Annotated in this window: 20 protein-coding genes and 1 tRNA gene; 17 read left to right on the forward strand and 4 right to left on the reverse strand. The window is 71.1% G+C overall.

All coding sequences use genetic code 11. The features are described 5' to 3' along the window. Positions 1-7: 7 nt before the first annotated feature. Complete coding sequence (locus BIU91_RS00655; RefSeq protein ID WP_071403779.1) at positions 8-592, forward strand: hypothetical protein; 585 nt, start codon at positions 8-10, stop codon at positions 590-592. A gap of 399 nt (positions 593-991) precedes the next feature. On the opposite strand, the gene BIU91_RS00660 is transcribed toward BIU91_RS00655, so the two are convergent. After that, positions 992-1077 (reverse strand) — tRNA-Leu (locus tag BIU91_RS00660). A gap of 161 nt (positions 1078-1238) precedes the next feature. Here BIU91_RS00660 and BIU91_RS00665 point away from each other — a divergent pair. The 3 genes from BIU91_RS00665 (at position 1239) to mshC (ending at position 4701) form a co-directional block, all read left to right on the forward strand. Then, on the forward strand, positions 1239-2567 hold the full coding sequence (locus BIU91_RS00665; RefSeq protein WP_071403780.1) for a M20/M25/M40 family metallo-hydrolase: 1329 nt from the start codon (positions 1239-1241) through the stop codon (positions 2565-2567). Positions 2568-2629: 62 nt separating this feature from the next. Beyond that, complete coding sequence (locus BIU91_RS00670; RefSeq protein ID WP_071403781.1) at positions 2630-3460, forward strand: undecaprenyl-diphosphate phosphatase; 831 nt, start codon at positions 2630-2632, stop codon at positions 3458-3460. Beyond that, positions 3457-4701 (forward strand): cysteine--1-D-myo-inosityl 2-amino-2-deoxy-alpha-D-glucopyranoside ligase, encoded by a 1245-nt coding sequence (mshC, locus tag BIU91_RS00675; protein WP_071403782.1) that lies wholly within the window; start codon positions 3457-3459, stop codon positions 4699-4701. Before BIU91_RS00670 ends, mshC begins: the two co-directional genes overlap by 4 nt. Positions 4702-5326: 625 nt before the next feature. On the opposite strand, the gene BIU91_RS00680 is transcribed toward mshC, so the two are convergent. Further along, entirely contained in the window at positions 5327-6250 is a 924-nt protein-coding gene (locus BIU91_RS00680) for a PAC2 family protein (protein ID WP_071403783.1), read from the reverse strand. Positions 6251-6397: 147 nt separating this feature from the next. Between BIU91_RS00680 and BIU91_RS00685 the strand changes: the two genes are divergently transcribed. From BIU91_RS00685 to BIU91_RS00725, 9 genes are all read left to right on the forward strand, one after another. Further along, positions 6398-7147, forward strand: a complete 750-nt coding sequence (locus tag BIU91_RS00685; RefSeq protein ID WP_253183650.1) for an HAD family phosphatase — start codon at positions 6398-6400, stop codon at positions 7145-7147. Next, positions 7144-8280, forward strand: a complete 1137-nt coding sequence (locus BIU91_RS00690) for a tRNA (adenine-N1)-methyltransferase (protein ID WP_084740361.1) — start codon at positions 7144-7146, stop codon at positions 8278-8280. The genes BIU91_RS00685 and BIU91_RS00690 overlap by 4 nt, the downstream gene beginning before the upstream one ends. A 42-nt stretch (positions 8281-8322) precedes the next feature. After that, positions 8323-9243 carry an FKBP-type peptidyl-prolyl cis-trans isomerase gene (locus tag BIU91_RS00695; protein WP_084740364.1) on the forward strand — a complete coding sequence of 307 codons (921 nt, stop codon included), beginning with the start codon at positions 8323-8325 and terminating at the stop codon, positions 9241-9243. 71 nt (positions 9244-9314) lie between these two features. After that, the gene (locus BIU91_RS00700) at positions 9315-10367 is read left to right on the forward strand and encodes a WYL domain-containing protein (RefSeq protein WP_071403785.1); all 1053 of its coding nucleotides are present in this window, start codon (positions 9315-9317) and stop codon (positions 10365-10367) included. Further along, positions 10360-11331 carry a YafY family protein gene (locus BIU91_RS00705; RefSeq protein ID WP_071403786.1) on the forward strand — a complete coding sequence of 324 codons (972 nt, stop codon included), beginning with the start codon at positions 10360-10362 and terminating at the stop codon, positions 11329-11331. Before BIU91_RS00700 ends, BIU91_RS00705 begins: the two co-directional genes overlap by 8 nt. A gap of 655 nt (positions 11332-11986) precedes the next feature. Continuing rightward, positions 11987-12808, forward strand: a complete 822-nt coding sequence (tatC, locus tag BIU91_RS00710; protein ID WP_366556891.1) for a twin-arginine translocase subunit TatC — start codon at positions 11987-11989, stop codon at positions 12806-12808. Further along, complete coding sequence (locus BIU91_RS00715) at positions 12805-15243, forward strand: DEAD/DEAH box helicase (RefSeq protein ID WP_071244709.1); 2439 nt, start codon at positions 12805-12807, stop codon at positions 15241-15243. Before tatC ends, BIU91_RS00715 begins: the two co-directional genes overlap by 4 nt. 11 nt (positions 15244-15254) lie before the next feature. Beyond that, positions 15255-16847, forward strand: coding sequence for an apolipoprotein N-acyltransferase (gene lnt / locus BIU91_RS00720; protein ID WP_253183651.1), 1593 nt, complete (start codon positions 15255-15257; stop codon positions 16845-16847). A gap of 110 nt (positions 16848-16957) precedes the next feature. Then, positions 16958-17308: an RNA polymerase-binding protein RbpA gene (locus tag BIU91_RS00725; RefSeq protein ID WP_027465636.1), complete on the forward strand. Its 351-nt coding sequence runs from the start codon at positions 16958-16960 to the stop codon at positions 17306-17308. 72 nt (positions 17309-17380) lie between these two features. Here the strand turns inward: BIU91_RS00725 and BIU91_RS00730 are convergent, their stop codons facing one another. Both BIU91_RS00730 and BIU91_RS00735 read right to left on the reverse strand, forming a co-directional pair. After that, a complete protein-coding gene (locus tag BIU91_RS00730) occupies positions 17381-18583 on the reverse strand; it encodes an SPFH domain-containing protein (protein ID WP_071403788.1) in 1203 nt (400 codons plus the stop codon). Further along, positions 18580-19053 carry an NfeD family protein gene (locus tag BIU91_RS00735; RefSeq protein ID WP_071244706.1) on the reverse strand — a complete coding sequence of 158 codons (474 nt, stop codon included), beginning with the start codon at positions 19051-19053 and terminating at the stop codon, positions 18580-18582. The genes BIU91_RS00730 and BIU91_RS00735 overlap by 4 nt, the downstream gene beginning before the upstream one ends. Before the next feature lie 154 nt (positions 19054-19207). On the opposite strand from BIU91_RS00735, the gene BIU91_RS00740 reads away from it, so the two are divergent. From BIU91_RS00740 to BIU91_RS00755, 4 genes are all read left to right on the forward strand, one after another. Further along, positions 19208-19969, forward strand: a complete 762-nt coding sequence (locus BIU91_RS00740) for an SDR family oxidoreductase (RefSeq protein ID WP_027465633.1) — start codon at positions 19208-19210, stop codon at positions 19967-19969. A 10-nt stretch (positions 19970-19979) separates the two neighbouring features. After that, positions 19980-20432: an NUDIX domain-containing protein gene (locus BIU91_RS00745; RefSeq protein WP_071403789.1), complete on the forward strand. Its 453-nt coding sequence runs from the start codon at positions 19980-19982 to the stop codon at positions 20430-20432. Positions 20433-20523: 91 nt separating this feature from the next. Then, positions 20524-22917 carry an excinuclease ABC subunit UvrA gene (locus tag BIU91_RS00750; protein ID WP_071403790.1) on the forward strand — a complete coding sequence of 798 codons (2394 nt, stop codon included), beginning with the start codon at positions 20524-20526 and terminating at the stop codon, positions 22915-22917. A 123-nt stretch (positions 22918-23040) separates the two neighbouring features. Beyond that, complete coding sequence (locus BIU91_RS00755; protein ID WP_071403791.1) at positions 23041-23307, forward strand: DUF4190 domain-containing protein; 267 nt, start codon at positions 23041-23043, stop codon at positions 23305-23307. Positions 23308-23355 lie beyond the last annotated feature (48 nt).

Raw genomic sequence — 23355 nt, forward strand, 5'->3', positions numbered from 1 at the left:
GCCCGACATGTCCGACCACACCCCGTACATCGCCGATCCACCCCGACGGGTGCCGTCGGCCGAGGAACTCCGTGCCCGCATCCCGGGGTGGGGGAGCGACCTCGACCCGGCGGACCGGCCGTCCGTCCCGAAGCTCTCGCGCGAGGCCGGTTCGGCCACCGGAGCCCACTGGGACCTCCCGCCGCAGCAGGACGGTGCGCACGGCCGGGAGCGCTCGATCGAGCACGCCCACGTGACGCCGGTGTTCGGCACCGCGCAGCCCCTGCACGGCGTCGCCGGGATCGTCCGGCGGTACGCCTACCGGCGGTTCAGCGAGGGCCGCCTGGCGCACTGGATGCTGCTCGTCGTGGGGGACCGCCTGGACGTCGCGACGCACCGGGTGACCGATGCGGTGCGGGGTCGGCCGGACCGGGTGATCAGCGAGACCGGTGTCGCGGCGGAGCGGGGGAACCACCCCGTTGCGTCGCGCCTGGGGTCGAGTCGGTCGGACTGGCGGCACCAGGTGCTCGACCCGGTGGTCGCGAACTGGGGCTGGCTGGCGGCGCTCGGCGCCGTGGTGCTGGTGGTGCGGCGGGTGCGCCGCTCCCGCTGACCGCGCGCGGTGCCGAGCCGCCGGGCTTGCACCATGGTGCAGCGTTGCCCACTCGGTGCGACCTTGTCCCGTCACACGGAGTGCGCAACCCTGCACCGGCCTCCGACGTGCGCACGTTCCGGCCTGGAGGCGCGCTGCGGCCCCGCCCCGCGCCTCCAGTCCGCACGTCCCGCGTCCACCCGCGCGCACCGACGCTGCGCGGAGAACGTCCTAAGCGAAGCGAGGTGGCGCGCCCGTGGATCGCCCTGAGCGAAGCGAAGTGGCACGTGGTCGCCCTGAGCGCAGCGAGGTGGCGCCCCCGAGGCGGTGACGCCCTGAGCGCAGCGATGGCGGCACTCGCCGGGAAGACACAACAGAAAATGCCCCCCGACCGAAAGGTCAGGGGGCACGCATTTCCTGTGTCCGAGAGGGGACTTGAACCCCTACGCCCTAATACGGGCACTAGCACCTCAAGCTAGCGCGTCTACCAATTCCGCCACCCGGACAGGGTGTCTGGTGTCTGTTTCCCGGGTTGAACCCGGCGTTCCTGCCGAGAGAAGACACTAGCACGGGTCCGCACGCGCGATGAACACGGTCGCGCATCCCGGGCGAGTCCTGCGCGCGCTGTCCCGGCGACGGGGTCGGTGCCGACCGATACCGTGGAGCCATGACGAACCCGGAGCGCTCCGAGCCGCAGTCCGTGCCCGAGCTCGAGGCCACCGCGGCGATCGCCCGCGACCTCATCCGCATCGACACGACGAACTGGGGCGAGGGGAAGTCCCGTGGTGAGACGGAGGCAGCCCACTACGTCGAGGACAAGCTCCGCGCGCTGGGCCTCGAGCCGCAGTTGTTCGAGTCCGAGCCGGACCGGGTGAGCGTCGTGGCGCGGGTGCCGGGTCGGAACCGTGACAAGCCGGCGCTCGTGGTGCACGGACACCTCGACGTGGTGCCGGCGGATCCGGCGAACTGGTCGGTGGACCCGTTCGGTGGCGTGGTCAAGGACGGTTCGCTGTGGGGGCGGGGCGCCGTCGACATGAAGAACATGGACGCGATGATGCTCACGTCGCTGGCGGACGTCATCGAACAGCACGGTGCGCCGGAGCGTGACCTGGTGATCGCCTACTTCGCCGACGAAGAGGCAGGGGGAGTCCTGGGGTCCCACCACGTGGTCGACCAGCACCCGGAGGTCTTCGCGGGGGCGTCGGCGGCGATCAGCGAGGTCGGCGGGTACTCGATCACGCTCGGTGACCGTCGCGCCTACCTGCTGCAGACCGGTGAGAAGGCGCTCATGTGGGTGAAGCTGATCGCGCGCGGCACCGCTGCCCACGGCTCGCACGTGATCCGCGACAACGCCGTCACGAAGCTCGCGGCGGCGGTCGCCCGGATCGGCAGCGAGGAGTGGCCCGTCCGGCTCTCGGCCACGACGGACGCGATGGTGGCCGAGGTGGCGCGGTTCCTCGGGGTCGACCCGACGGTCACCGGCCCGGACGAGGTCGCCCTGGCCACCGGCTCGGCGTCGCGGTTCATCCACGCCGCGCTGCACACCACGTCGAACCCGACGGTGCTGACCGCCGGCTACAAGCACAACGTGATCCCGGACACCGCCGAGGCCCTGGTCGACATCCGCTGCCTGCCGGGTGACGAGGAGACCGTGCTCGAGCGGGTGCGGGAGCTCGCCGGACCCGACGTCGAGGTGGTCATGTCGTTCCGCGACATCGGCCTCGAGCAGGACTTCGGCGGCCCGCTGGTCGATGCCGTCCGCGACGTCCTCGGCCGGCACGACCCGGGCGCGCCGGTCCTGCCGTACCTGCTGTCAGGCGGCACCGACAACAAGGCGCTCTCGACGCTCGGCATCGCGGGGTACGGGTTCGTGCCGCTGCAGCTGCCGGCCGGTGTCGACTTCCCCGCGATGTTCCACGGCGTCGACGAGCGGGTGCCGCTCGACTCGCTGGCGTTCGGTCGGCGGGTGCTGGGCGACCTGCTCGCCACGTACTGATATTGTTCATGGTCGCCGTCGTGGCGGTGCCCTGACCGACCTCCCCCCGAAAGGCCCGTGCGATGCACATCCTCGAGGCGATCTTCCTCGGCTTCGTCCAGGGGCTCACCGAGTTCCTGCCGGTGTCCTCCAGCGCGCACCTGCGCATCGTGGGGCTCTTCCTGCCCGACGCGAAGGACCCCGGCGCGGCCTTCACCGCGGTGACGCAGCTCGGCACCGAGACCGCGGTGCTCATCTACTTCTGGAAGGACATCACCCGCATCATCGGGCGGTGGTTCCGGTCGGTGGTCAAGCGTGACGTGCCGAAGGACGACCCCGACGTCCGGCTCGGCTGGCTGGTGATCCTCGGCACGATCCCGATCGGGGTCGCCGGGCTCCTGCTCAAGGACTCGATCGAGACCACGTTCCGGTCCCTCTGGATCGTCGCGATCGTCCTCATCGTGTTCGGTGTCGTGCTCGGGGTGCTCGACAGGGTGGGCCGCAAGGAGCGCCGGATCGAGCAGATGACGTTCCGTGGTGGTCTGCTCATCGGCCTGGCGCAGATGCTCGCCCTGGTGCCCGGTGTGTCCCGTTCCGGTGCGACCGTGTCGATGGGTCTCGCCCTCGGGTACACCCGCCCGGCGGCCGCGCGCTTCGCGTTCCTGCTGGCGATCCCGGCGGTGTTCCTGTCCGGGTTCTACGAGGCCGCGACGAGCCTCGGCGACCACGGCTCGCCGTTCGGACTCGCCGACACGCTCATCGCCACCGTCGTCGCGTTCGTGGTCGGGTTCGTCGTGATCGCGGCGTTCATGAACTACATCAGCAAGCGCAGCTTCATGCCCTTCGTCGTCTACCGGATCGCACTCGGTATCGTGCTCATCGTGTTGTTGTCGCTCGGAGTGATCCAGCCGTGAGGGCCTGGCAGGCCCCATCCGTCCCCGACGTCCCCGGCGCCGCGCCCCGACCGGTCGTCCACGACACCGCAACGGGCAAGCCGGTGGACCCCGCCCGCGACGAGGACCGTGCTGCGCTGTACGTCTGCGGCATCACGCCGTACGACGCCACGCACCTCGGCCACGCGGCGACGTACCTGGCGTTCGACACGCTCGGCCGTGCCTGGCGTGACGCGGGGCTCGACGTCGAGTACGCGCAGAACGTCACCGACGTGGACGACCCGTTGCTCGAGCGTGCCGCCCGCGACGGCGTCGACTGGCGTGAACTCGCTGCGTCCCAGGTCGACCTGTTCCGTCGCGACATGGAGTCGCTCCGGATCCTGCCGCCGGACGACTTCGTGGCCGTCACCGACGAGGTCGAGCGCGTCGCCGAGGCGGTCTCGTTCCTGCAGGAGTCCGGCTACGCGTACGAGGTCCCGACCGACGGCGCCGAGGGCGACGACCTGTACTTCGACGTGAACCGCCCCACCGACGCATGGACCCTCGGTGACGAGAGCGGCCTGGACCGCGAGACGATGCTCGCCCTCGCAGCCGAACGCGGAGGCGACCCGGATCGTCCGGGCAAGCGCGACCCGCTCGACCCGCTGCTGTGGCGCGCCGCGCGTGACGGCGAGCCGGCCTGGGACACCGAGATCGGCCCCGGTCGCCCCGGCTGGCACATCGAGTGCAGCGTCATCGCCGGTGACCGCCTCGGGCTGCCGATCAGCGTGCAGGGCGGCGGGAGCGACCTGGTCTTCCCGCACCACGAGATGAGCGCCGGGCACGCTGCTGCCCTCGCGCACCAGCCCCTCGCGAACGCGTTCGTGCACACCGGGATGATCGCCTACCAGGGCACGAAGATCTCGAAGTCGCTCGGCAACCTCGTCACCGTGCGCGGGCTGCTCGACGACGGCGCCGACCCCCGAGCCATCCGGCTCGCACTGCTGTCGCACAAGTACTCCGACGACTGGGAGTGGTTCGACACCGAGCTGACGAGTGCCCAGACCCGGCTCGCCGGCTGGGACGCCTGGGCCTCGGGAGCCTCCGCCGGGCACGCTGACGACGCGGCGGACGTCGCGGCACGCATCCGCGCGCGGGTCTCCGATGACCTGAACACCCCCGGTGCCGTCGCCGCGGTCGACACGGCGATCGCCGGTGGCACGGCGTGCACGCCGGAGCTCCTCGACCTGATCGACGCGCTGCTCGGCATCCGCCTGGCCTGACGGGGGCCGCGACACGGTCGCGTGCGCGCCGCCGAGGGGTCAGGAACTGTCGCCTGGGCGGTCGGCAGCCGACAGTTCGCGACCACTCGCCGGACGTGAGCGGGGTGTCGTGACCGTTCGCGGCCGCCGGACGGGAGGCCCGTGGCGGCCCTGCCCCGCGCCTCCCGTCCGCTGTGTGGTCGCGACACGTCGCGTGCGCCCCGCCGAGGGGTCGGGAACTGTCGCCCGGGCGGGCCGCAGCCGACAGTTCGCGACCACTCGCCGGACGTGAGCGGGTGTCGTGACCGCGCGGCGAGTGGTCGCCACACGTCGCGTGTGTGCCGCCGAGGGGTCACGAACCGCCGCCGAGGCGGTCGGCAACCGACGGTTCGCGACCACTCGCCGGACGTGAGCGGGGTGTCGTGACCGTTCGCGGCCGCCGGTCGGGAGGCCCGTGGCGAGGCCGACACGCGCCTCCCGTCCGCCGTGTGGTCGCGACACGTCGCGTGCGCGCCGCCGAGGGGTCAGGAACTGTCGCCGACGCGGGCCGCAGCCGACATTTCGCGACCACTCGCCGCACGCCCCCCACGGACAGGAGGCACGGTGCCAGCTGACACCGTGCCTCCTGTCCGTCAGCGGGTGACGGCTACTGCTGGGGCCGCCACGGCCCCTCGCCACCGGCGGTGCCGCCGTCCTTGCCGTCCTTGCGCTCACGGCGACGGAGGTACTGCTCGAACTCCTGCGCGATGGCGTCGCCCGAGGCCTCGGGGGAGTCGACGGTGTCGCGCGCCTGCTCGAGCTGCCCGATGTAGGACGCCATGTCCTCGTCGTCGGCGGCGAGGGCGTCGATGCCCTCTTCCCACTCGGTGGCGTCGTCGAGCAGCGAGCCACGGGGCACGGTGACGTCCGTGAGCTCCTCGATCTTGTCGAGCAGCGAGAGCGTGGCCTTGGGCGAGGGCGAGTTGTGCACGTAGTGCGGCACCGACGCCCACAGGGAGAGCGTGGTCAACCCGGCCTTGTCCATCGCGTCGGCGAGGACCCCGAGGATGCCCGTCGGGCCCTCGTACGACGACTTGTCGACGTCGAAGGCGGCGCGGACACCGGCGTTCTCGCTCGACACGAACACCGAGATCGGCCGGGTGTGCGGGACGTCGGCGAGCATCGCACCGACGAAGACGACGGCGTCGATCGAGTAGACGTCCGCCAGGTCGATGATCTCCGAGCAGAAGCCCCGCCAGGTGCGCGAGGGTTCCGGGCCGACCAGGACGAAGACGTCACGGTCGGTGGGGGAGCCGGTGGCGCCGATGACCGGACGGCCCTCGGCACCGGGGCCGTGCAGCACGATCCGGGGCCACTGCACACCGCGGTCGCCGTTCTCGTCGGTGCCGACGGTGGGCCGGTTGAACTGGTAGTCGACGTACCGCTCACCGTCGAGCTCACGCAACTCGTCGAGACCGAGCGACTCGACGATGCGACGCGCCAGACCGCTCGCGGCCTCGCCGGCGTCGTTCCAGCCCTCGAAGGCGACGACGAGCAAGCGACCGTCGCTGAAGGGGGAGTGCTGTGGCACGGAGCGGACCTCCTGGTGGTGGAGCGGAGCGGGGCGGGAGCGATGCCCCCGGCCGGACACGATTCAGGCATCCACTGTAGGCCCAGGGGGTGTCGGCGCACGCGCGCGTCCGCGCCCAGCGGAACGGCCCCGGTAGACTCGTCGCCCGTGACCGCGCATCCTCCTGCCCTCGTCCCGCCCGCAGCCGTGCTGTGGGACATGGACGGCACGATCATCGACACCGAGCCGATCTGGCAGCGGTCCCAGGTCGACCTGACGAACCGCTACGGCGCCGAGTGGACCCACGAGGACGGCCTGTCCCTGGTCGGGTCCGGCCTCGAGCGGTCCGGTGAGCTCCTGCGCGCCAAGGGCGTCGACATGGAGGTCGAGGAGATCATCCAGTGGATGACCGACTACGTCATGGAGCACCTGCGCGCCGGTGAACTGCCGTGGCGGCCGGGTGCCCGTGAGCTCGTCGAGGAGCTCCACGCCCGCGGCATCCCGACCGCCCTGGTCACGATGTCCCGTCGCAAGATGGCACTCGTCGCCGCCGAGGCCCTGGGCGAGCGCGGCTTCCGCGTCGTCGTGGCCGGCGACGACGTCGACCGCCCGAAGCCGTTCCCGGACGCGTACCTGTCCGCCGCCGCGCAGCTCGGCGTCGAGCCAACCGCGTGCGTCGCGATCGAGGACTCCGCCACCGGCGTCGCGTCGGCCGTCGCCTCCGGCGCCGTCACGGTCGCCGTCGAGCACATCGTCCCGCTGTCCGAGATCGCCGGCGGCGACGTGCACCTGACCACCCTGGCGGGGGTCGACGTCGACCGGCTGGTCGAGTTGACGACGCCGGCACTGGCCGCACGGACTGGAGGCGCGGTGCCGGACCCGGCGCACGCTGCGGACACCGAAGGGGTCACCCGATGAGCCACACCGACGACGCACGCGACGAGGCGGACGCGAGCAGCGCCTCCAGTCCGACCGCGGACCCGACCGCAGCGCTCCCACACACCGCGGGCGGCGCACCGCACACGCCACCGCGCGGCCCGTTCCGGGCCGGCGACCGCGTGCAGCTGACCGGTCCGAAGGGCAAGCTCACCACGCTGTCGCTCGAGACCGCGGGTGAGTACCACACGCACCGCGGGGTGCTCCGGCACGACGACGTCATCGGGCAGCCTGACGGCTCGGTCATCCGGGCGAGCACCGGTGACGAGTACCTCGCACTCCGCCCGCTGCTCAACGACTACGTGATGTCGATGCCGCGTGGCGCCGCGATCGTCTACCCGAAGGACGCGGCGCAGATCGTGGCCTTCGCGGACGTCTTCCCCGGGGCCCGCGTGGTCGAGGCCGGCGTCGGCTCGGGGGCGCTGTCGCTGTTCCTGCTCCGCGCGATCGGCCCGACCGGGCAGCTGCAGTCGTTCGAGCGCCGCGAGGAGTTCGCGGCGATCGCGAAGGGCAACGTCGGCACCTTCCTCGGGGCCGTCCCGGACAACTGGTCCGTCACGGTCGGTGACCTCGTCGAGTCGTTGCCCGACGCGACCGAGCCGCAGAGCGTCGACCGCGTCGTGCTCGACATGCTCGCGCCGTGGGAGTGCGTGGACGCCGCAGCCGACGCCCTCGTGCCCGGCGGACTCATCGTCTGCTACGTCGCGACCGTCACGCAGCTGTCCCGCACGGCTGAGGCCCTGCGTGATACCGGACGCTTCACCGACCCGATGCCGAGCGAGACCCTGGTGCGCACCTGGCACGTCGAGGGCCTCGCCGTCCGCCCGGACCACCGCATGGTCGGGCACACCGGGTTCCTCATCACGGCACGACGCCTGGCTGACGGCACCGTGCTGCCGAATCTGAAGCGCCGCGCGGGCAAGGCGGAGTTCTCGGACGAGGACATCGAGGCCTGGACCCCCGGTGCCGTGGGCGAGCGGGCGACGAGCGACAAGAAGCTCCGCAAGGTCGCCCGGCAGTCGGCGGCGCAGGCGCGCAAGGTCGCGGCGGCCGAGGCGTCGTCGGCGGCGGATGGTGCTGCGGCTCCGTCCGGGGCCGTCGAGGACGAACGGTAGGCTGACGGCGTGCCCGTCCTGCATCGAACGGAAAGAGGGTCCGTGCGCACCATTCCCGCACTCCTGGTCACCATCGGTCTCGCGGTGTCCCTCACCGCCTGCGCCTCGAACGGTGCCGGCACCACGCCCTCGAGCTGTGCCGCTCCCGGCGCCGCGTCCGAAGCGGTGACCGCCACCGGCAAGTTCGGCTCGGAGCCGAAGGTCAACGTGCCGAAGGGCCTGACCACCAAGGGCACCCAGGTGTCCGTGCTGCAGCAGGGTTCCGGTCGCACGATCGACGACGGCACCCCCGTCCTGGTCGAGTACACCCTGGTCGACGGCTCCACGGGGCAGGTCGCCCAGACGAGCGGCTACTCGGGCCAGACGGCACCGATCACCGCCGGTGCGAGCAACTACGGGGCCCTCGGCGCCTCGCTGCAGTGCGCCCGGGTCGGCGATCGCCTGGCGGTGGCCCTGCCGAAGAGCGCGCTGAGCAGCACCGGCGGCACCGCTGGCAGCTCCTCGTCGAAGAAGACCGAGGACGCCGTGATCGCCGTCATCGACGTCAAGCGTGCGTTCGACGCCCGTGCCACCGGCACCCCGCAGCTCGCCGGCGACAAGATGCCGGCCGTGGTGCTCGCGCCCTCCGGCGCCCCCGGCATCACGATCCCGTCGTGGAGCGCGCCGAAGTCGAACGAGACGCACCTGCTCCGCAAGGGCGACGGTCGCGAGCTCACCGCGAAGGACACCGCGGTCATCAAGTACACCGCCGTCACCTGGGGTGCCGACCCGTCCGTCGCCGGCTCCAGCTGGACCGACGGTTCCGGCGCGCAGGCCATCCCGCTCACCAAGGGCCAGGTCGACGAGGGTGTCCGGACCGCCATCGTCGGGCACCACGTCGGCGACCAGGTCCTGGCCATCGTCAACCAGCAGGGGACCGCGTACGCGTACGTGATCGACGTCCTCGGGGCGATCTCGAACTGACCCGGACCGACCGTCCACGGACCGCGGCGCGGGTGCACTCCGGTGCACCCGCGCTGCCGTAGGATCGGCTCGTGCCAGCGACCCGTGTGCCCCGTGTGCCCGCCGAGGAGCGGCTGTTCAGCCTCGTGCTCGCGCTGCTCTCGACGGAGTCCGGGCTGACCAAGGCCGAGATCCTGGCCAACGTGCAGGGGTACCGGCAGCGGTTCTCGACCGGTGGCGACAACGCCTCGCTCGAGCGCCAGTTCGAACGCGACAAGGACGACGTCCGCGAACTCGGCATCCCCCTCGAGACCATCGAGACCCCGGGTGCCGCGGGCAACAACCAGACGCTCCGGTACCGGATCCCGAAGGGTGAGTACGACCTGCCCGTCGACGTCCGCTTCACCCCGGACGAGTCCGCGCTGCTGTCCCTGGCCGCGATGGCCTGGCGCGAAGGCGCACTGTCCGCGGACTCCCGCCGTGGCCTGCTGAAGGTCCGCTCGGCCGGCGCCGAGGACGACGACGGCGCCCTGCAGCTCGGGGTCGACGCGTACGCCCCGCGGCTCCGTGCCCGGGACGCCTCCTTCGAGCCGCTCCGCTCCGCGCTCGACCGCGGCGCCGCAGTTCGCTTCGACTACATCACGCCGGGGCAGCACGACGCCCGTCGGCGCGAGGTGGCTCCTCTCGCCCTGGTGCAGCACGGCGGCCGGTGGATGCTCGCTGCCCACGAGTTCGCGACGGACTCGGACAAGAACTACCTGCTGGCCCGCATCGTCGGACCGGTCACCCAGTACGAGGTCGGGCAGCACACCGCTCCCGTCGGCGCGGGGGAGCGCACCCTCGCCGAGCTTGAGCGGATCTGGGCCGAGCGCACCGCGCGCATCGCCGTGACGCCGGGTTCCGACGCCGAACGCCGACTGACCCGTCGCCGCGACACCGAGACCGACGCCGATGGCGCGCTCGTGCTGCACCACGTCGACCCGCAGATCCTCGCCGAGGAACTCGCCGCCTTCGGGCCCGAGGTTCGGGTGCTCGAGCCCGACGACCTGCGGTCACGGGTCGACGAGCGCCTCCGTGCACTCGTGCGCGACCACACCGACGACGACCCTGCCGCAGCCCCCGGAGAGGACCCCGTTCGTGGCTGACGCCCAACCCCTGCAGGCCCAGGACAAGCTCGCGTTCCTGCTCGCCCTGGTGCCGTACCTGATCGACCGCGAGCGGGTCTCGGTGGCCGAGGCCGCTCGGCACTTCGGTGTGCCCGAGGCCCGCATCCGGCGTGCCGTCGAACTCATCGCGGTGTCCGGGGTTCCCGGCGAGACGATGCAGTACCAGCACGGCGACCTGTTCGACATCGCGTGGGACGACTTCGACCAGAACGACATGATCGTGCTGACCAACCTGGTGGCGATCGACGACTCACCGCGGCTGTCGGCTCGTGAGGCGTCGGCGCTCATCGCTGGTCTGCAGTACCTGTCAGCGCTGCCCGAGGCCGCCGACCGTGACGCCATCCGCGCCCTCATGGCCAAGCTCTCCCGCGGAGCCGGGGGAGCGGCGTCGACCGTCGCTGTCGGGCAGGACCTGCACGACGTCGCCCTCGCCACCATCCGCCGGGCGATGTCCGACGGCCGCGGCCTGGTCTTCGAGTACGCCGGACCGCGCACCCAGGGCGGCACCCGACGGGTCGACCCGCTCCGGGTCGAGTCCATCGACACCGACTGGTACCTGCGCGCGTGGGACCTCGATCGGCAGGCGCTCCGGACGTTCCGGCTCGACCGGATGTCCGAGGCCCGGGTCGACGACCGCGCGGCCGAGAAGACCATCGATCAGGTCGTGATCCCGGACACGCTGTTCCAGCAGGCCGCCGACGACGTCATCGTCACGGTGGAACTCGACTCGACGTCGCTGCCCCTGGTCGCCGACTTCCTGTCCGACACCGCCGACGCGCCCGACGGTGACGGTCGTGTGCGCATCCGGCTCGCGGCGTCGCACGGGTTCGACGGCGTGGTCCGGCTCGTCGCCGGATTGCCCGGTCGTGCCGTGGTGCTCGATCCACCGGCGGCCCGTGACGCCGTGCGCGACTTCGCGGCCGCGGCCCTCGCCGCCGGCTGACCTCTGCCGCTACGGCCCGTCCGAGCGCTGCACGTTCCGACCAGGTACGCCTGATCTCGCACGGTGGACCTCGGGTACCTGGTTGTTCCGGGCGTACCTGGTGTGTTCTTACGACCAGGTATGCCCGGTCTCGCCAGGTACGCCCGATCTGGCACGGCAAGCCCGATCCCGCACTGCACGCCCGATCCCGCACGGTGAAGCTCGGGTAGCTGGTCGTTCCGGGCGTGCCTGGTGCGATCTTCCGACCAGGTACGCCCGGTCTCGCCAGGTACGCCCGGTCTCGCACGGTGGACCTCGGGTACCTGGTTGTTCCGGGCGTACCTGGTGTGTTCATCCGACCAGGTACGCCCGATCTCGCCAGGTACGCCCGGTCTCGCCAGGTATGCCCGGTGTCGCTCGGTACGTCCGATGTCGCACGGTGGACCTCGGGTACCTGGTCGTTCCGGGCGTACCTGGTGCGATTTTCCGACCCGGTACGCCCGTTCCCGCCAGGTACACCCGATCCCGCCCGCCACCCACCTGCTCGCCTCCCACGCGCCCACCCACCCGCCCGCTCGCCACCCACCCACCCGCCCCCGCCGCCACCCGCCCACCCGCCACGCGGCCGCACCGACCCCCGGCGGACTGTCGGTCCCGACCCCGTAAGATCGAGCACATGGCTTCGACGACCGCGCGCGGGCGAGCGAAGCGGCAGGGGCGCCAGAAGACCGACGCCGAAGGCCGCATGTCGCTCGGGCAGCACCTCATCGAGCTGCGCAACCGTCTCTTCCGCGCAGTCGTGGCGATCGTCGTCGGTGCGATAGGCGGCTGGTTCCTCACCCCGTGGGTGCTCGACGCGCTCCGGGCACCGGTGACCGAGCTCGCCAAGGTCGGCGGTCACACGGCCGAGCTGAACTTCCCGATGATCACCGGGGCGTTCGACCTGAAGCTGCAGATCGCGATCACCATCGGCGTCGTCATCGCGAGCCCGGTCTGGCTGTACCAGATCTGGGCGTTCATCGTGCCTGCGCTCGTCCGGCGCGAGCGGCAGTACGTCTGGGGCTTCCTCGGCACCGCGATCCCGTTGTTCTTCGCCGGGTGCTACTTCGGGTGGTACATCCTGCCGCACGTGGTCGGCATCCTCGGCAGCTTCGTGTCGAGCCAGGACACCTCGATCGTCGATGCGAAGGCGTACTACGACTTCGTCATCAAGCTCATCGTCGCGGTCGGCATCGCGTTCGTGCTGCCGGTGTTCATCGTGCTGCTGAACTTCGTCGGGGTGCTGTCGGCCTCCGCGATCATCAAGAGCTGGCGCGTCGCGATCCTCTGCATCCTGGTCTTCTGCGCCATCGTCACCCCGAGCGCCGACGTCATCTCGATGTTCCTGCTGGCCGTCCCGATGACCGTGCTGTACGTCGCGGCCTGCTTCATCGCGTGGATCCACGACCGCCGTCTGGCGAAGCGCCAAGCGAAGCTCGACGAGGAGTACGACCTGTGAGCGGCACGAGTGCGGCCGAGCGGTTCGCCGCGGCCAAGGTGCGCAACCGGTCGCGCAACCTCGAGCTCTTCCGGACGGACCTGCGGTTCGACCTCGACCCGTTCCAGTTCGCCGCCTGCGACTCGCTCGACCAGGGCCGCAGCGTCCTGGTCGCCGCCCCGACCGGAGCCGGCAAGACGATCGTGGCCGAGTTCGCCATCTGGCTCGCCATGCGCCAGCCGACGGCGAAGGTCTTCTACACGACGCCGATGAAGGCACTGAGCAACCAGAAGTACGCCGAACTCGTCGACGTCTACGGCGAGTCCGAGGTCGGGCTGCTCACCGGCGACACGAACGTGAACCCCCGCGCCCGCGTCGTCGTGATGACGACCGAGGTGCTCCGGAACATGATCTACGCCGACTCGGACCTGCTCGACGACCTCGCCTGGGTGGTCCTCGACGAGGTGCACTACCTGGCCGACCGGTTCCGCGGTGCCGTGTGGGAAGAGGTCATCCTGCACCTCCCGACCGAGGTCCGCCTGGTCTCGCTCAGCGCCACGGTGTCCAACGCCGAGGAGTTCGGCGACTGGCTGCAGACGGTCCGCGGCGACACCGACGTCATCGTCTCCGAAGACCGTCCGGTGCCGCTGGAGCAGCACGTCCTGGTCGGTTCGAAGATGGTCGACCTGTTCGACTCGAGCGGTGCCGCGGCGACGAACCGCGTGAACCCGGAACTGCTCCGCATGGTCGGTGGCGGTTCGCGGAGCGAGCGGAACGGCGGCGGCCACCGCGGCCGGCGCGGTCGTGGTGGCTACCCCGAGCGTCGCGGGCCCCGCACCGAGAAGGTGCACCGCGAACAGATCGCGCACATGCTCGACGAGCGGATGCTCCTGCCCGCGATCTTCTTCGTGTTCAGCCGCAACGGCTGCGACCAGGGCGTCCGCAACGTCCTGCGCTCGGGCCTGTCCCTGACGACGGTGCAGGAGCGCAACGAGATCCGCGAGACGGCGGAGTACCACTGCCGCACCCTGCTCGACGAAGACCTGGCCGTCCTCGGCTACTGGGAGTGGCTCGAGGGGCTCGAGCGAGGGGTCGCGGCGCACCACGCCGGCCTGCTCCCCGCCTTCAAGGAAGTCGTCGAGAACCTCTTCCAGCGCAAGCTCCTGAAGGTCGTGTTCGCCACCGAGACCCTGGCGCTCGGCGTGAACATGCCGGCGCGCACCGTCGTGCTCGAGAAGCTCGAGAAGTTCAACGGCGAAGCCCGTGTGCCGATCACCCCGGGGGAGTACACGCAGCTCACCGGTCGTGCCGGTCGTCGTGGCATCGACGTCGAGGGGCACTCGGTCATCCAGTGGACCGACGGGCTCGACCCGCAGGCCGTCGCGTCGCTGGCCAGCCGTCGCACGTACCCGCTCAACTCGTCGTTCAAGCCGACCTACAACATGGCCGTCAACCTGATCGACCAGTTCGGCCGGCAGCGCACGCGCGAGGTCCTCGAGACGTCGTTCGCCCAGTTCCAGGCCGACCGGTCGGTGGTCGACCTCGCTCGCAAGGTCCGCTCGCAGCAGGAGTCGCTCGACGGGTACCGCGAGGCGATGCAGTGCCACCTCGGCGACTTCACCGAGTACTCGGCGCTCCGCCGAGAGCTCTCCGACCTCGAGCGCACGAACGTGCCCGGCGGTCGCGAGGCGTCGCACGGCGCCCGCCAGGAACGCCAGGCCGCGATCACGGCGGTCCGCCGCCAGCTGCAGCGCCACCCCTGCCACGCCTGCCCGGAGCGCGAGGCCCACGCCCGCTGGTCCGAGCGCTGGTGGAAGCTCAAGCGCGCCAACGACAAGCTCGTCCAGCAGATCCGGTCCCGCACGGGCGCCGTCGCGACGACGTTCGACCGTGTCACCGAGGTCTTGCTCGAGCTCGGCTACCTGGTGGACGCCGGCAACGGCGAAGCCACGGTGGCCGCGGGTGGCCGTCGCCTGCAGCGCATCTACGGCGACCGCGACCTGCTCGTCGCCGAGTGCCTCGAGGCGGGGGTCTGGAAGGACCTCACCCCGGCACAGCTCGCCGCCATGGCCGCGACGATCATCTACCAGCCCCGCCGCGAGGACGCGCCCGGCACGGAGCACGCCCTGCCCCGCGGTGCGTTCCGCCCCGCGCTCGACGAGACACTGACGATCTGGTCGCGCCTCGACGACATCGAGCGTGCGGCGCGCCTGGCCGGTTCGCAGCCGCCGACCCCGGCGATGGCCGTCGGCATGTTCCGCTGGGCCTCGGGTTCGGCCCTCGACGACGTCCTCCGCACCCTCGACCTGCCGGCCGGCGACTTCGTGCGCTGGTCGAAGCAGGTCATCGACCTGCTCGACCAGATCCGGAACGCCGGCGACGACGAACTCGCCCAGACCGCCCGACGGGCGACGGACGCGGTTCGCCGCGGCATCGTCGCCTACGCGGCGGTCTGACAGGAGGCCCGGTGCGGGTTCCGGAGACCAGTGTGCGCGGGCTGCCCGCTCGCGTCGGCCGCGGGGCGGTCGCGACCGGCCCGTTCGCCGCGTTGCCGCTGGGCACCGCGCTGCCGTTGGCCGTCATCGGCGGGATCCTCTTCGCCCTCGCGTTCCCGTCGCCGGGGTGGTGGTTCCTCGCCTACCCGGCACTCGCCTGCATGCTGCTCGCGGTGATGGGACAGCGGGCGCGGCGTGCGGCGTGGATCGGCTACCTCGCCGGCGCGGCGTTCTGGATCCCTGCCATCTCGTGGGCCGGTCGCTACCTGGGCCCGGTGCCGTGGTTCGCACTCGCCCTGCTCGAAGCCGCGTTCTTCGCACTCGGCAGCGTCGCCATCGCCCTGGCGTACCGCTGGGTCGCCCGCGTGGTGCCCTCGACCGCCGGACGCGTGTGGGGCCTCCCGGCCGTCGTCGCCGCACTCTGGACCGGACGCGAGTGGTTCTCGGGGAGCTGGCCGTACGGCGGTTTCGCCTGGGGGCGGGTCGGCCTGTCGCAGTCGCAGGGGCCGTTCACGCACCTGGCCGCGTACGTCGGCGTCCTCGGGCTGACGTTCGTCGTCGTGTACTGCGTCGCGGTCGTGGTGTCGCTCGCGCTCGTGGCACCCCGCGTGCCGGGCGTGACGCTCCGGCTGCCCGTGCGGGTGGCGACGGCGGGTCTGCTCGTCGCGGCGGTCCTGGCCGTGCCGGCGTGGCCGACGGCGACGAGCGGCACGATCCGGGTCGAGGCGGTACAGGGCAACGGTCCCGCAGGGTACTTCGACCGTGCGGAGCCCGGCGACGTCCTGGCCGCGCAGGTCGCGGCGACGGACGTGGACGCGAAGGGTGTGGACCTCGTCGTCTGGCCCGAGGCCGGTGCGGAGTACGACCCGCGCCAGCAGCCGGTCATCGCGTCCGCCCTCGACTCGGTGGTCGACTCGCTCGACGCCCCGATCGTCGCGGGTGCCATCACGCAGACCCCGTCGGGGGTGCTGCACAACACGTCGTTCGTGTGGACCGCCGACGGCTGGCAGTCGTCCTACGACAAGAAGCGACCGGTGCCGTTCGGCGAGTACGTGCCCGACCGCTGGTTCTTCTCCAAGCTCGCACCGTCGCTGATCGGTCTGCTGCAGCGCGACTACACGCCGGGGACGAAGCCGAACGTGCTCTCCGTCGCGGGCATCCGTGCCGGCATCTCGATCTGCTTCGACATCGTCGACGACGGGTTGACCGCCGACATGGTACGCGGGGGAGCGCAGGTGATCCTCGCGCAGACGAACAACGCCGACTTCTCGGGCACCGACGAGAACCTGCAGCAGCTCGAGATCGCGCGGATGCGGGCCATCGAGACCGGGCGCTCACTCGTGAACATCTCGACCGTCGGAGCGTCGCAGGTCATCGACCCGAGCGGCCGCACGATCGACCGGGTGCCGGAGTACACCGCGACGTCGATGGTGACCGACGTGCCGCTCGGCACGTCCACCACCCCGGCGTCGATCCTGTCCGGCTCGATCACGCTCCTGCTCTCCCTCGGGGGGCTCCTCGTGCTCCTCGCCTGCGCGCCCTGGGGCCGTCGCACCCGCTCCTGATCGGGCACGCCGCGCCCAGCCACTGGGAACGGACTGTGAATGCGCCGGTACGGGATTGATGGGGCGTGGGACAGTGTTGTGGAGGGCAGACGAGCGAGAGGAGCACACACATGGCTGATCGGAGTCTCCGCGGCATGCGGCTCGGGAGTCAGAGTCTCCAGAGCGAAGAGGGCGTCGAGCTCTCAGATCGCAAGCGCGCGGTCTACCAGACGGATTCGGGTGAGACGTTCGACATCGTCTTCTCGGCCGATGCGGACGTCCCCCAGACCTGGTCGGAGCCGCGCTCCGGTCGCGAGGGCCGCCTGCTCGGCGACGACGGGATCCCCGTCGAGGTCGCCGAAGAGGACGTGAAGGCACCCCGCACCCACTGGGACATGCTGCTCGAGCGCCGCTCGCGCGAGGAACTCGAGGAGCTCCTCGAAGAGCGCCTGCAGGTCCTCCGCGCACGACGCGGCGCCTGACACCACCGAACACACGACGACGCCCGCCCCGGTTCCCCGGGGCGGGCGTCGTCGTTCGTTGGTGCGGGACCGTCAGCGCCGACCGGAGCCGTCGCTGGTGCGGTGACCGGAGGCGTCGTCGCCCGGCGTGGGCGGAGTGTCCCCGACCTGCTCGGCGGTCGCGTCGTCGGCGGCCGCGAGGTGCGCATCGACACTGCGGTTCGACTCGGCCAGGCGCGCGTCGAGGTCGGACTCGGGGACGATGTCCGCGGCGGTGGCGTCCGCACGCGGCATCGTGGTGTCCGCCGCTGCGGTGTTCGCCAGGCTCTCGTTCGCGAGCTTCGAGATCCGGGACAGGAAGTCCGTGCCACCGGCGCCGCCAGCGACCGGACCGGCGCCGCCACCGCGGCTGGCGCTGAAGCCCTTCGCGATGCCGGACAGTGCCTCGGTGAACTCGCTCGGGATCATCCAGAGCTTGTTCGAGGTGCCCTCGGCGATCTTCGGCAGGGTCTGCAGGTACTGGTAGGACAGCAGCTTCTCGTCCGGGTCGCCGGTGTGGATGGCCTCGAACACGGTCGCGATGGCCTGGGCTTCACCCTCGGCACGGAGCACCTGTGCCTTGGCGTCACCCTCGGCGGCCAGGATCGCGGCCTGTCGCTGTCCCTCGGCCTCGAGGATCTGGGACTGCTTGGTGCCCTCGGCCTGCAGGATCGCGGCACGACGGCTGCGCTCGGCACGGAGCTGCTGCTCCATGGCGTCCTGGATGGACACGGGCGGCTCGATCGCCTTCAGCTCGACTCGGCCGACGCGGATGCCCCACTTGCCCGTGGCTTCGTCGAGGACGACGCGGAGCTGGCCGTTGATGTTGTCGCGGCTGGTCAGGGCCTCTTCGAGGTTCAGGCCACCGACGACGTTGCGGAGCGTGGTGGTGGTGAGCTGTTCGACGGCGCCGAGGTAGTTCGCGATCTCGTACGTCGCGGCACGGGCGTCGGTCACCTGGAAGTAGACGACGGTGTCGATCGAGACCACCAGGTTGTCCTCGGTGATCACGGGCTGCGGCGGGAACGAGACGACCTGCTCACGCATGTCGAGCAGCGGCCGCAGGCGGTCGATGAACGGGACGAGAAGGTTCAAGCCCGGGTTGAGGGTCTTGTGGTACTTGCCGAGTCGCTCGACGATCCCCGCGGTGGCCTGGGGAACGATCCGGATCGCCTTCGCCAGGACGACGATCACGAAGATGACGACGACGAGGATGAGCACGATCAGTGCGATCGTCCCCGGGGAGATGCTGGTCACGAGGTGGCCCTTTCTGCGAGGCGCACGACCGCGGTCGACCCCTCGATCGACTCGACGACCACGGGGGTGCCGAGTGGCGGTGTGCGGTCGACGGAGTCCGCGGCGAACCGCGCACTCCAGGTCTCGCCGTTGGCCAGGCGCACCTGACCAGGACTGGAGGAGGTGAAGGCGACCGCGACCGTGCCGGCGAGCCCGATGAGCCCCTCGACGTTGGTGCGGTGCGGGTCGGCACCGCGGCCGAGCGCGACGAGCAGTCTTGGTCGGACGAGCGACAGCAGCACGAGTGCGGCCACCGCGGCGACGATGGCGGACAGCCACCACGGGGCGCCGAGCAGAGCGGCGATCAACCCGCCGGCGGCACCCGCCGCGAGCATGATGAAGATGAAGTCGAGGGTGAAGATCTCGACCACGCCCAGGAGCAACACCAGGCCGATCCAGACGGTGCTCTGGATCCAATCGATTCCGTTCACGCGATCTCCCTCCCTCGGTCGCGCGCGGCGGCTCGCTGCGTCGCGACAGCCGGTACAACTCCGTTCAACATATCAGGGCCGTCCGACGGTCGTGCAGGCGATTGGTAGGCTCGGTGCGCCCGACCGGCCGGAACCAGACCTGGAGAACACGACTGTGAGCAACCCCCTCGCCCCCGGATCCCTCACCGACAAGCGCGCCGTCGTCACCGGTTCGTCCCGTGGCATCGGCGCCGACACCGTCGGGTACCTCGCCGAGGCCGGTGCGAAGGTCGTCGTGAACTACCGCAACAAGGCCAAGCGCGCGGAGCAGATCGCCGAGAAGATCGTCGAGGCGGGTGGTTCCGCCCTGGCCGTCGGCGCCGACCTCACCGAGCACGCCTCCGTGCAGGCCCTCGTCGACACCGTCGTCCAGGAGTGGGGCGGCATCGACCTGCTCGTGCTGAACGCGTCGGGCGGCATGGAGTCCGGCGTCGGCGAGGACTACGCGCTCCGCCTGAACCGCGACGCCCAGGTCGACATGCTGCAGACCGCCGTGCCGCACATGCCCGCCGGGTCCCGCGTGGTGTTCGTCACGAGCCACCAGGCGCACTTCGTCGAGACCGCCGAGACGATGGACGAGTACGTCCCGGTCGCCAAGAGCAAGCGCGCCGGAGAACTCGCCCTCCGTGAGCTCATCCCGCAGCTCGAGGCTGCCGGCATCGAGTTCGTCGTCGTCTCCGGCGACATGATCGAGGGCACGATCACCGCGACGCTGCTGAACCGCCTGAACCCCGGCGCGATCGAGGGTCGTCGGCAGGAGGTCGGCAAGCTCTACAGCGTGTCCGAGTTCGCGGCCGAGATCGCCCTCGCCGCCGTCGAGCCGATCCCCGCCGACCACACCAAGCTGGTCGGCGACGTCAGCGGATTCGTCGGCTAACGTCGGGCGGGTGACCGCCAAGCCCGGCCTGCGCCGCACCTCCCGCATCCTGCTGCTCGACCCCGAGGGTCGCGTGTTCCTGATGGACACGAATTCGCCCTCGTCGGACGGCGCCCACCGCTGGATCACGCCGGGTGGTGGGGTCGACCCGGGGGAGACCCACCGCGACGCTGCGATCCGCGAACTGCGCGAGGAGACCGGGATCGTCATCGACGAACCCGGCGAACCGGTGTGGTCCTGGGACTTCACGGTCGAGTGGGACCTCGCCGACCACGACCGCGGGCACGCCGAGTTCTACGTCGTCCGCACGCCCGGCTTCGAGCTGTCGGACGCCGAGTGGACCGATGACGAGCGCGTCGACATCCTCGCCTCGCGGTGGTGGACCGCCGACGAGCTCGACGCGACCGACGAGGAGTTCGAACCCGCCGAGCTGCCGGACCTGGTGCGCCGTCACGGCGCCTGAGCACCGCACCACGGCCTGACGGCCGACCCAGGACCGGACGGGAGGCCCGTGGCGGCCCCGCCACGGGCCTCCCGTCGGTACGCTGACCCGCATGCACACCGATCCGGTCGACGACGACCCCACCGGCGCCGACGCGCACCCTGCCGACCGGCACGACCGGATCCGGGTGCGCGGTGCCCGCGCGAACAACCTGCGCGACGTCGACGTGGACCTGCCGAAGCGGCGGCTCACGGTGTTCACCGGGGTCTCCGGCTCGGGCAAGAGCTCGCTCGTGTTCGGCACCGTCGCCGCAGAGTCGCAGCGGATGATCAACGAGACCTACAGCGCGTTCGTGCAGGGGTTCATGCCCTCGCTCGCCCGTCCGGACGTCGACCTGCTCGACGGCCTGACCACCGCGATCGTCGTCGACCAGGAGCGCATCGGCGCCGACCCGCGCTCCACCGTCGGCACCGCCACGGACGCGAACGCGATGCTGCGCGTGCTGTTCAGCCGACTCGGTCAGCCGCACATCGGGGGGCCGAACGCGTTCTCGTTCAACCTCGCCACCGTGACGGCCGGGGGAGCGATCACGGTGCAGAAGGGTGCGGATGCGAAGGCCCAGAAGGTCTCGTTCACGCGGCTCGGTGGCATGTGCGCGGACTGCGAGGGTCGCGGGCTGGTGAACGACATCGACCTGACGCAGCTGTTCGACGACACGAAGTCGCTCGGGGACGGCGCGCTCACGATCCCCGGGTACGGGACCGACGGGTGGAACGTGCGGCTGTACGCCGAGTCGGGCTACTTCGACCGGGACACCCCGATCCGCGACTTCACCGAGCAGGAGCGGCAGGACTTCCTGTACCGCGAACCGACGAAGCAGAAGATCGCCGGCATCAACATGACGTACGAGGGGCTCGTGCGCCGGGTCCGCCGATCGTTCCTGCAGAAGGACCGCGAGGCGATGCAGCCGCACATCCGGGCGTTCGTCGACCGTGCGGTGACCTTCACCACGTGTCCGGCCTGCGACGGGACCCGGTTGAACGACACCGCCCGCTCGTCGAAGATCGCGGGCCGCAGCATCGCTGACGTCTGCGCGATGCAGATCACCGACGCCGTCGCCTGGCTGCGGGGTCTGGACGACCCGGGGGTCGGGCCGTTGCTCGAGGGGCTCCGCGACCGGCTCGAGTCCTTCGTCGAGATCGGACTCGGCTACCTGTCGCTCGACCGCCCGACCGGCACGTTGTCCGGGGGAGAGGGGCAGCGCGTGAAGATGGTGAAGCACCTGGGCTCCTCGCTCAGCGACGTCACGTACGTCTTCGACGAGCCGAGCACGGGGCTGCACCCGCACGACATCGAGCGGATGAACGAGCTGCTCGTCCGGCTCCGCGACAAGGGCAACACCGTCCTGGTCGTCGAGCACAAGCCCGAGGTCATCGCGATCGCCGACCACGTCGTCGACCTCGGGCCCGGTGCCGGGTCCGGCGGTGGGACGCTCTGCTACCAGGGGTCCGTCGACGGGCTGCGTGCCAGCGGGACCGTGACCGGTCAGCACCTGGACGACCGCGTCACCGTGAAGTCCGAGGTCCGTCGTCCGGACAGGGCGATCGCGATCCGCGGCGCCTCGGCCCACAACCTGCACGACGTCGACGTGGACATCCCCACCGGGGTGCTCACCGTCGTCACGGGGGTCGCCGGCTCGGGCAAGAGCACGCTCATCCACGGATCGCTGGCCCGGCGCGACGACGTGGTCGCCATCGACCAGAGCGGGATCCGTGGCTCACGGCGGAGCAACCCGGCGACGTACACCGGTCTGCTCGAGCCGATCCGGAAGGCCTTCGCGAAGGCCAACGGCGTGAAGCCCGCACTGTTCAGCGCCAACTCGGAGGGCGCCTGCCCGGCGTGCAACGGTGCCGGTGTCGTGTACACCGACCTCGGCATGATGGCGGGCGTCGCGAGCCCCTGCGTCGAGTGCGACGGCAAGCGGTTCGACCAGTCCGTGCTCGGCTACCACCTGGGCGGGAAGGACATCAGCGAGGTGCTCGGCATGTCCGTCGCCGACGCGGTGGCGTTCTTCGCGGCGGGGGAGTCCGCACTGCCGGCGGCCCACACGATCCTCGCCCGGCTCGCCGACGTGGGGCTCGGGTACCTGACGATCGGACAGCCGCTCACCACGTTGTCCGGGGGAGAGCGGCAGCGGCTCAAGCTCGCGACGCACCTCGGTGACCGGGGCGGCGTGGTGGTGCTCGACGAGCCGACCGCGGGCCTGCACCTGGCCGACGTCGAGCAGCTGCTCGGCCTGCTCGACCGGCTCGTCGACGCCGGCCGGACGGTCGTCGTGATCGAGCACCACCAGGCCGTGATGGCGCACGCCGACTGGATCATCGACCTCGGGCCGGGCGCCGGGCACGACGGTGGACGGATCGTGTTCGAGGGGACGCCCGCTGAACTCGTGGCGGCGCGGTCGACCCTGACCGGGCAGCACCTCGCGGCGTACGTCGGAGCCTGAGTCGGGGGACAGGATCGGACGGCGAATCTGGGCGCCAGCCGTGTGTGAGGACTACCGTTCTGACTGACGCTCACGATCGGCTACCCGGCCTGGATCGGCGTCCTGACCAGAAGGAGCTCTACCATGTCCAACCCCGGCAACGCGCCCGCGCAGTCGAACACCTTCGCCATCGTCTCCCTGGTGCTCGGCATCATCGGGACCTTCGGCGGCATCTTCATCGCCATCATCGGTGTGGTGGCGGGCATCGTCGGTCTGGTGCTCGGCATCCTCGCGCGGAAGCGCGGTGGCAGCCGGGGAATGATCCTCGCGGGCATCATCCTGTCGATCGTCGCCATCGTCGTCGGGATCATCGGCTACATCGCCACCGCGGTCCTCCTCAACCAGGCGTGAGCCAAAGCCCGCCTGGCGCGCCTGCATCGTGAGCAGCAATGGTCGAGT

Origin of the sequence: Curtobacterium sp. MMLR14_002, from assembly GCF_001864975.1 — a bacterium.
Lineage (GTDB): Bacteria > Actinomycetota > Actinomycetes > Actinomycetales > Microbacteriaceae > Curtobacterium > Curtobacterium flaccumfaciens.

Coding starts and splice junctions, on each gene's coding strand:
- BIU91_RS00655 (WP_071403779.1), top strand. CDS start 8: ATGTCCGACCACACCCCGTACATCGCCGATCCACCCCGACGGGTGCCG.
- BIU91_RS00665 (WP_071403780.1), top strand. CDS start 1,239: ATGACGAACCCGGAGCGCTCCGAGCCGCAGTCCGTGCCCGAGCTCGAG.
- BIU91_RS00670 (WP_071403781.1), top strand. CDS start 2,630: ATGCACATCCTCGAGGCGATCTTCCTCGGCTTCGTCCAGGGGCTCACC.
- BIU91_RS00690 (WP_084740361.1), top strand. CDS start 7,144: ATGAGCCACACCGACGACGCACGCGACGAGGCGGACGCGAGCAGCGCC.
- tatC (WP_366556891.1), top strand. CDS start 11,987: ATGGCTTCGACGACCGCGCGCGGGCGAGCGAAGCGGCAGGGGCGCCAG.
- BIU91_RS00725 (WP_027465636.1), top strand. CDS start 16,958: ATGGCTGATCGGAGTCTCCGCGGCATGCGGCTCGGGAGTCAGAGTCTC.
- BIU91_RS00750 (WP_071403790.1), top strand. CDS start 20,524: ATGCACACCGATCCGGTCGACGACGACCCCACCGGCGCCGACGCGCAC.
- BIU91_RS00755 (WP_071403791.1), top strand. CDS start 23,041: ATGTCCAACCCCGGCAACGCGCCCGCGCAGTCGAACACCTTCGCCATC.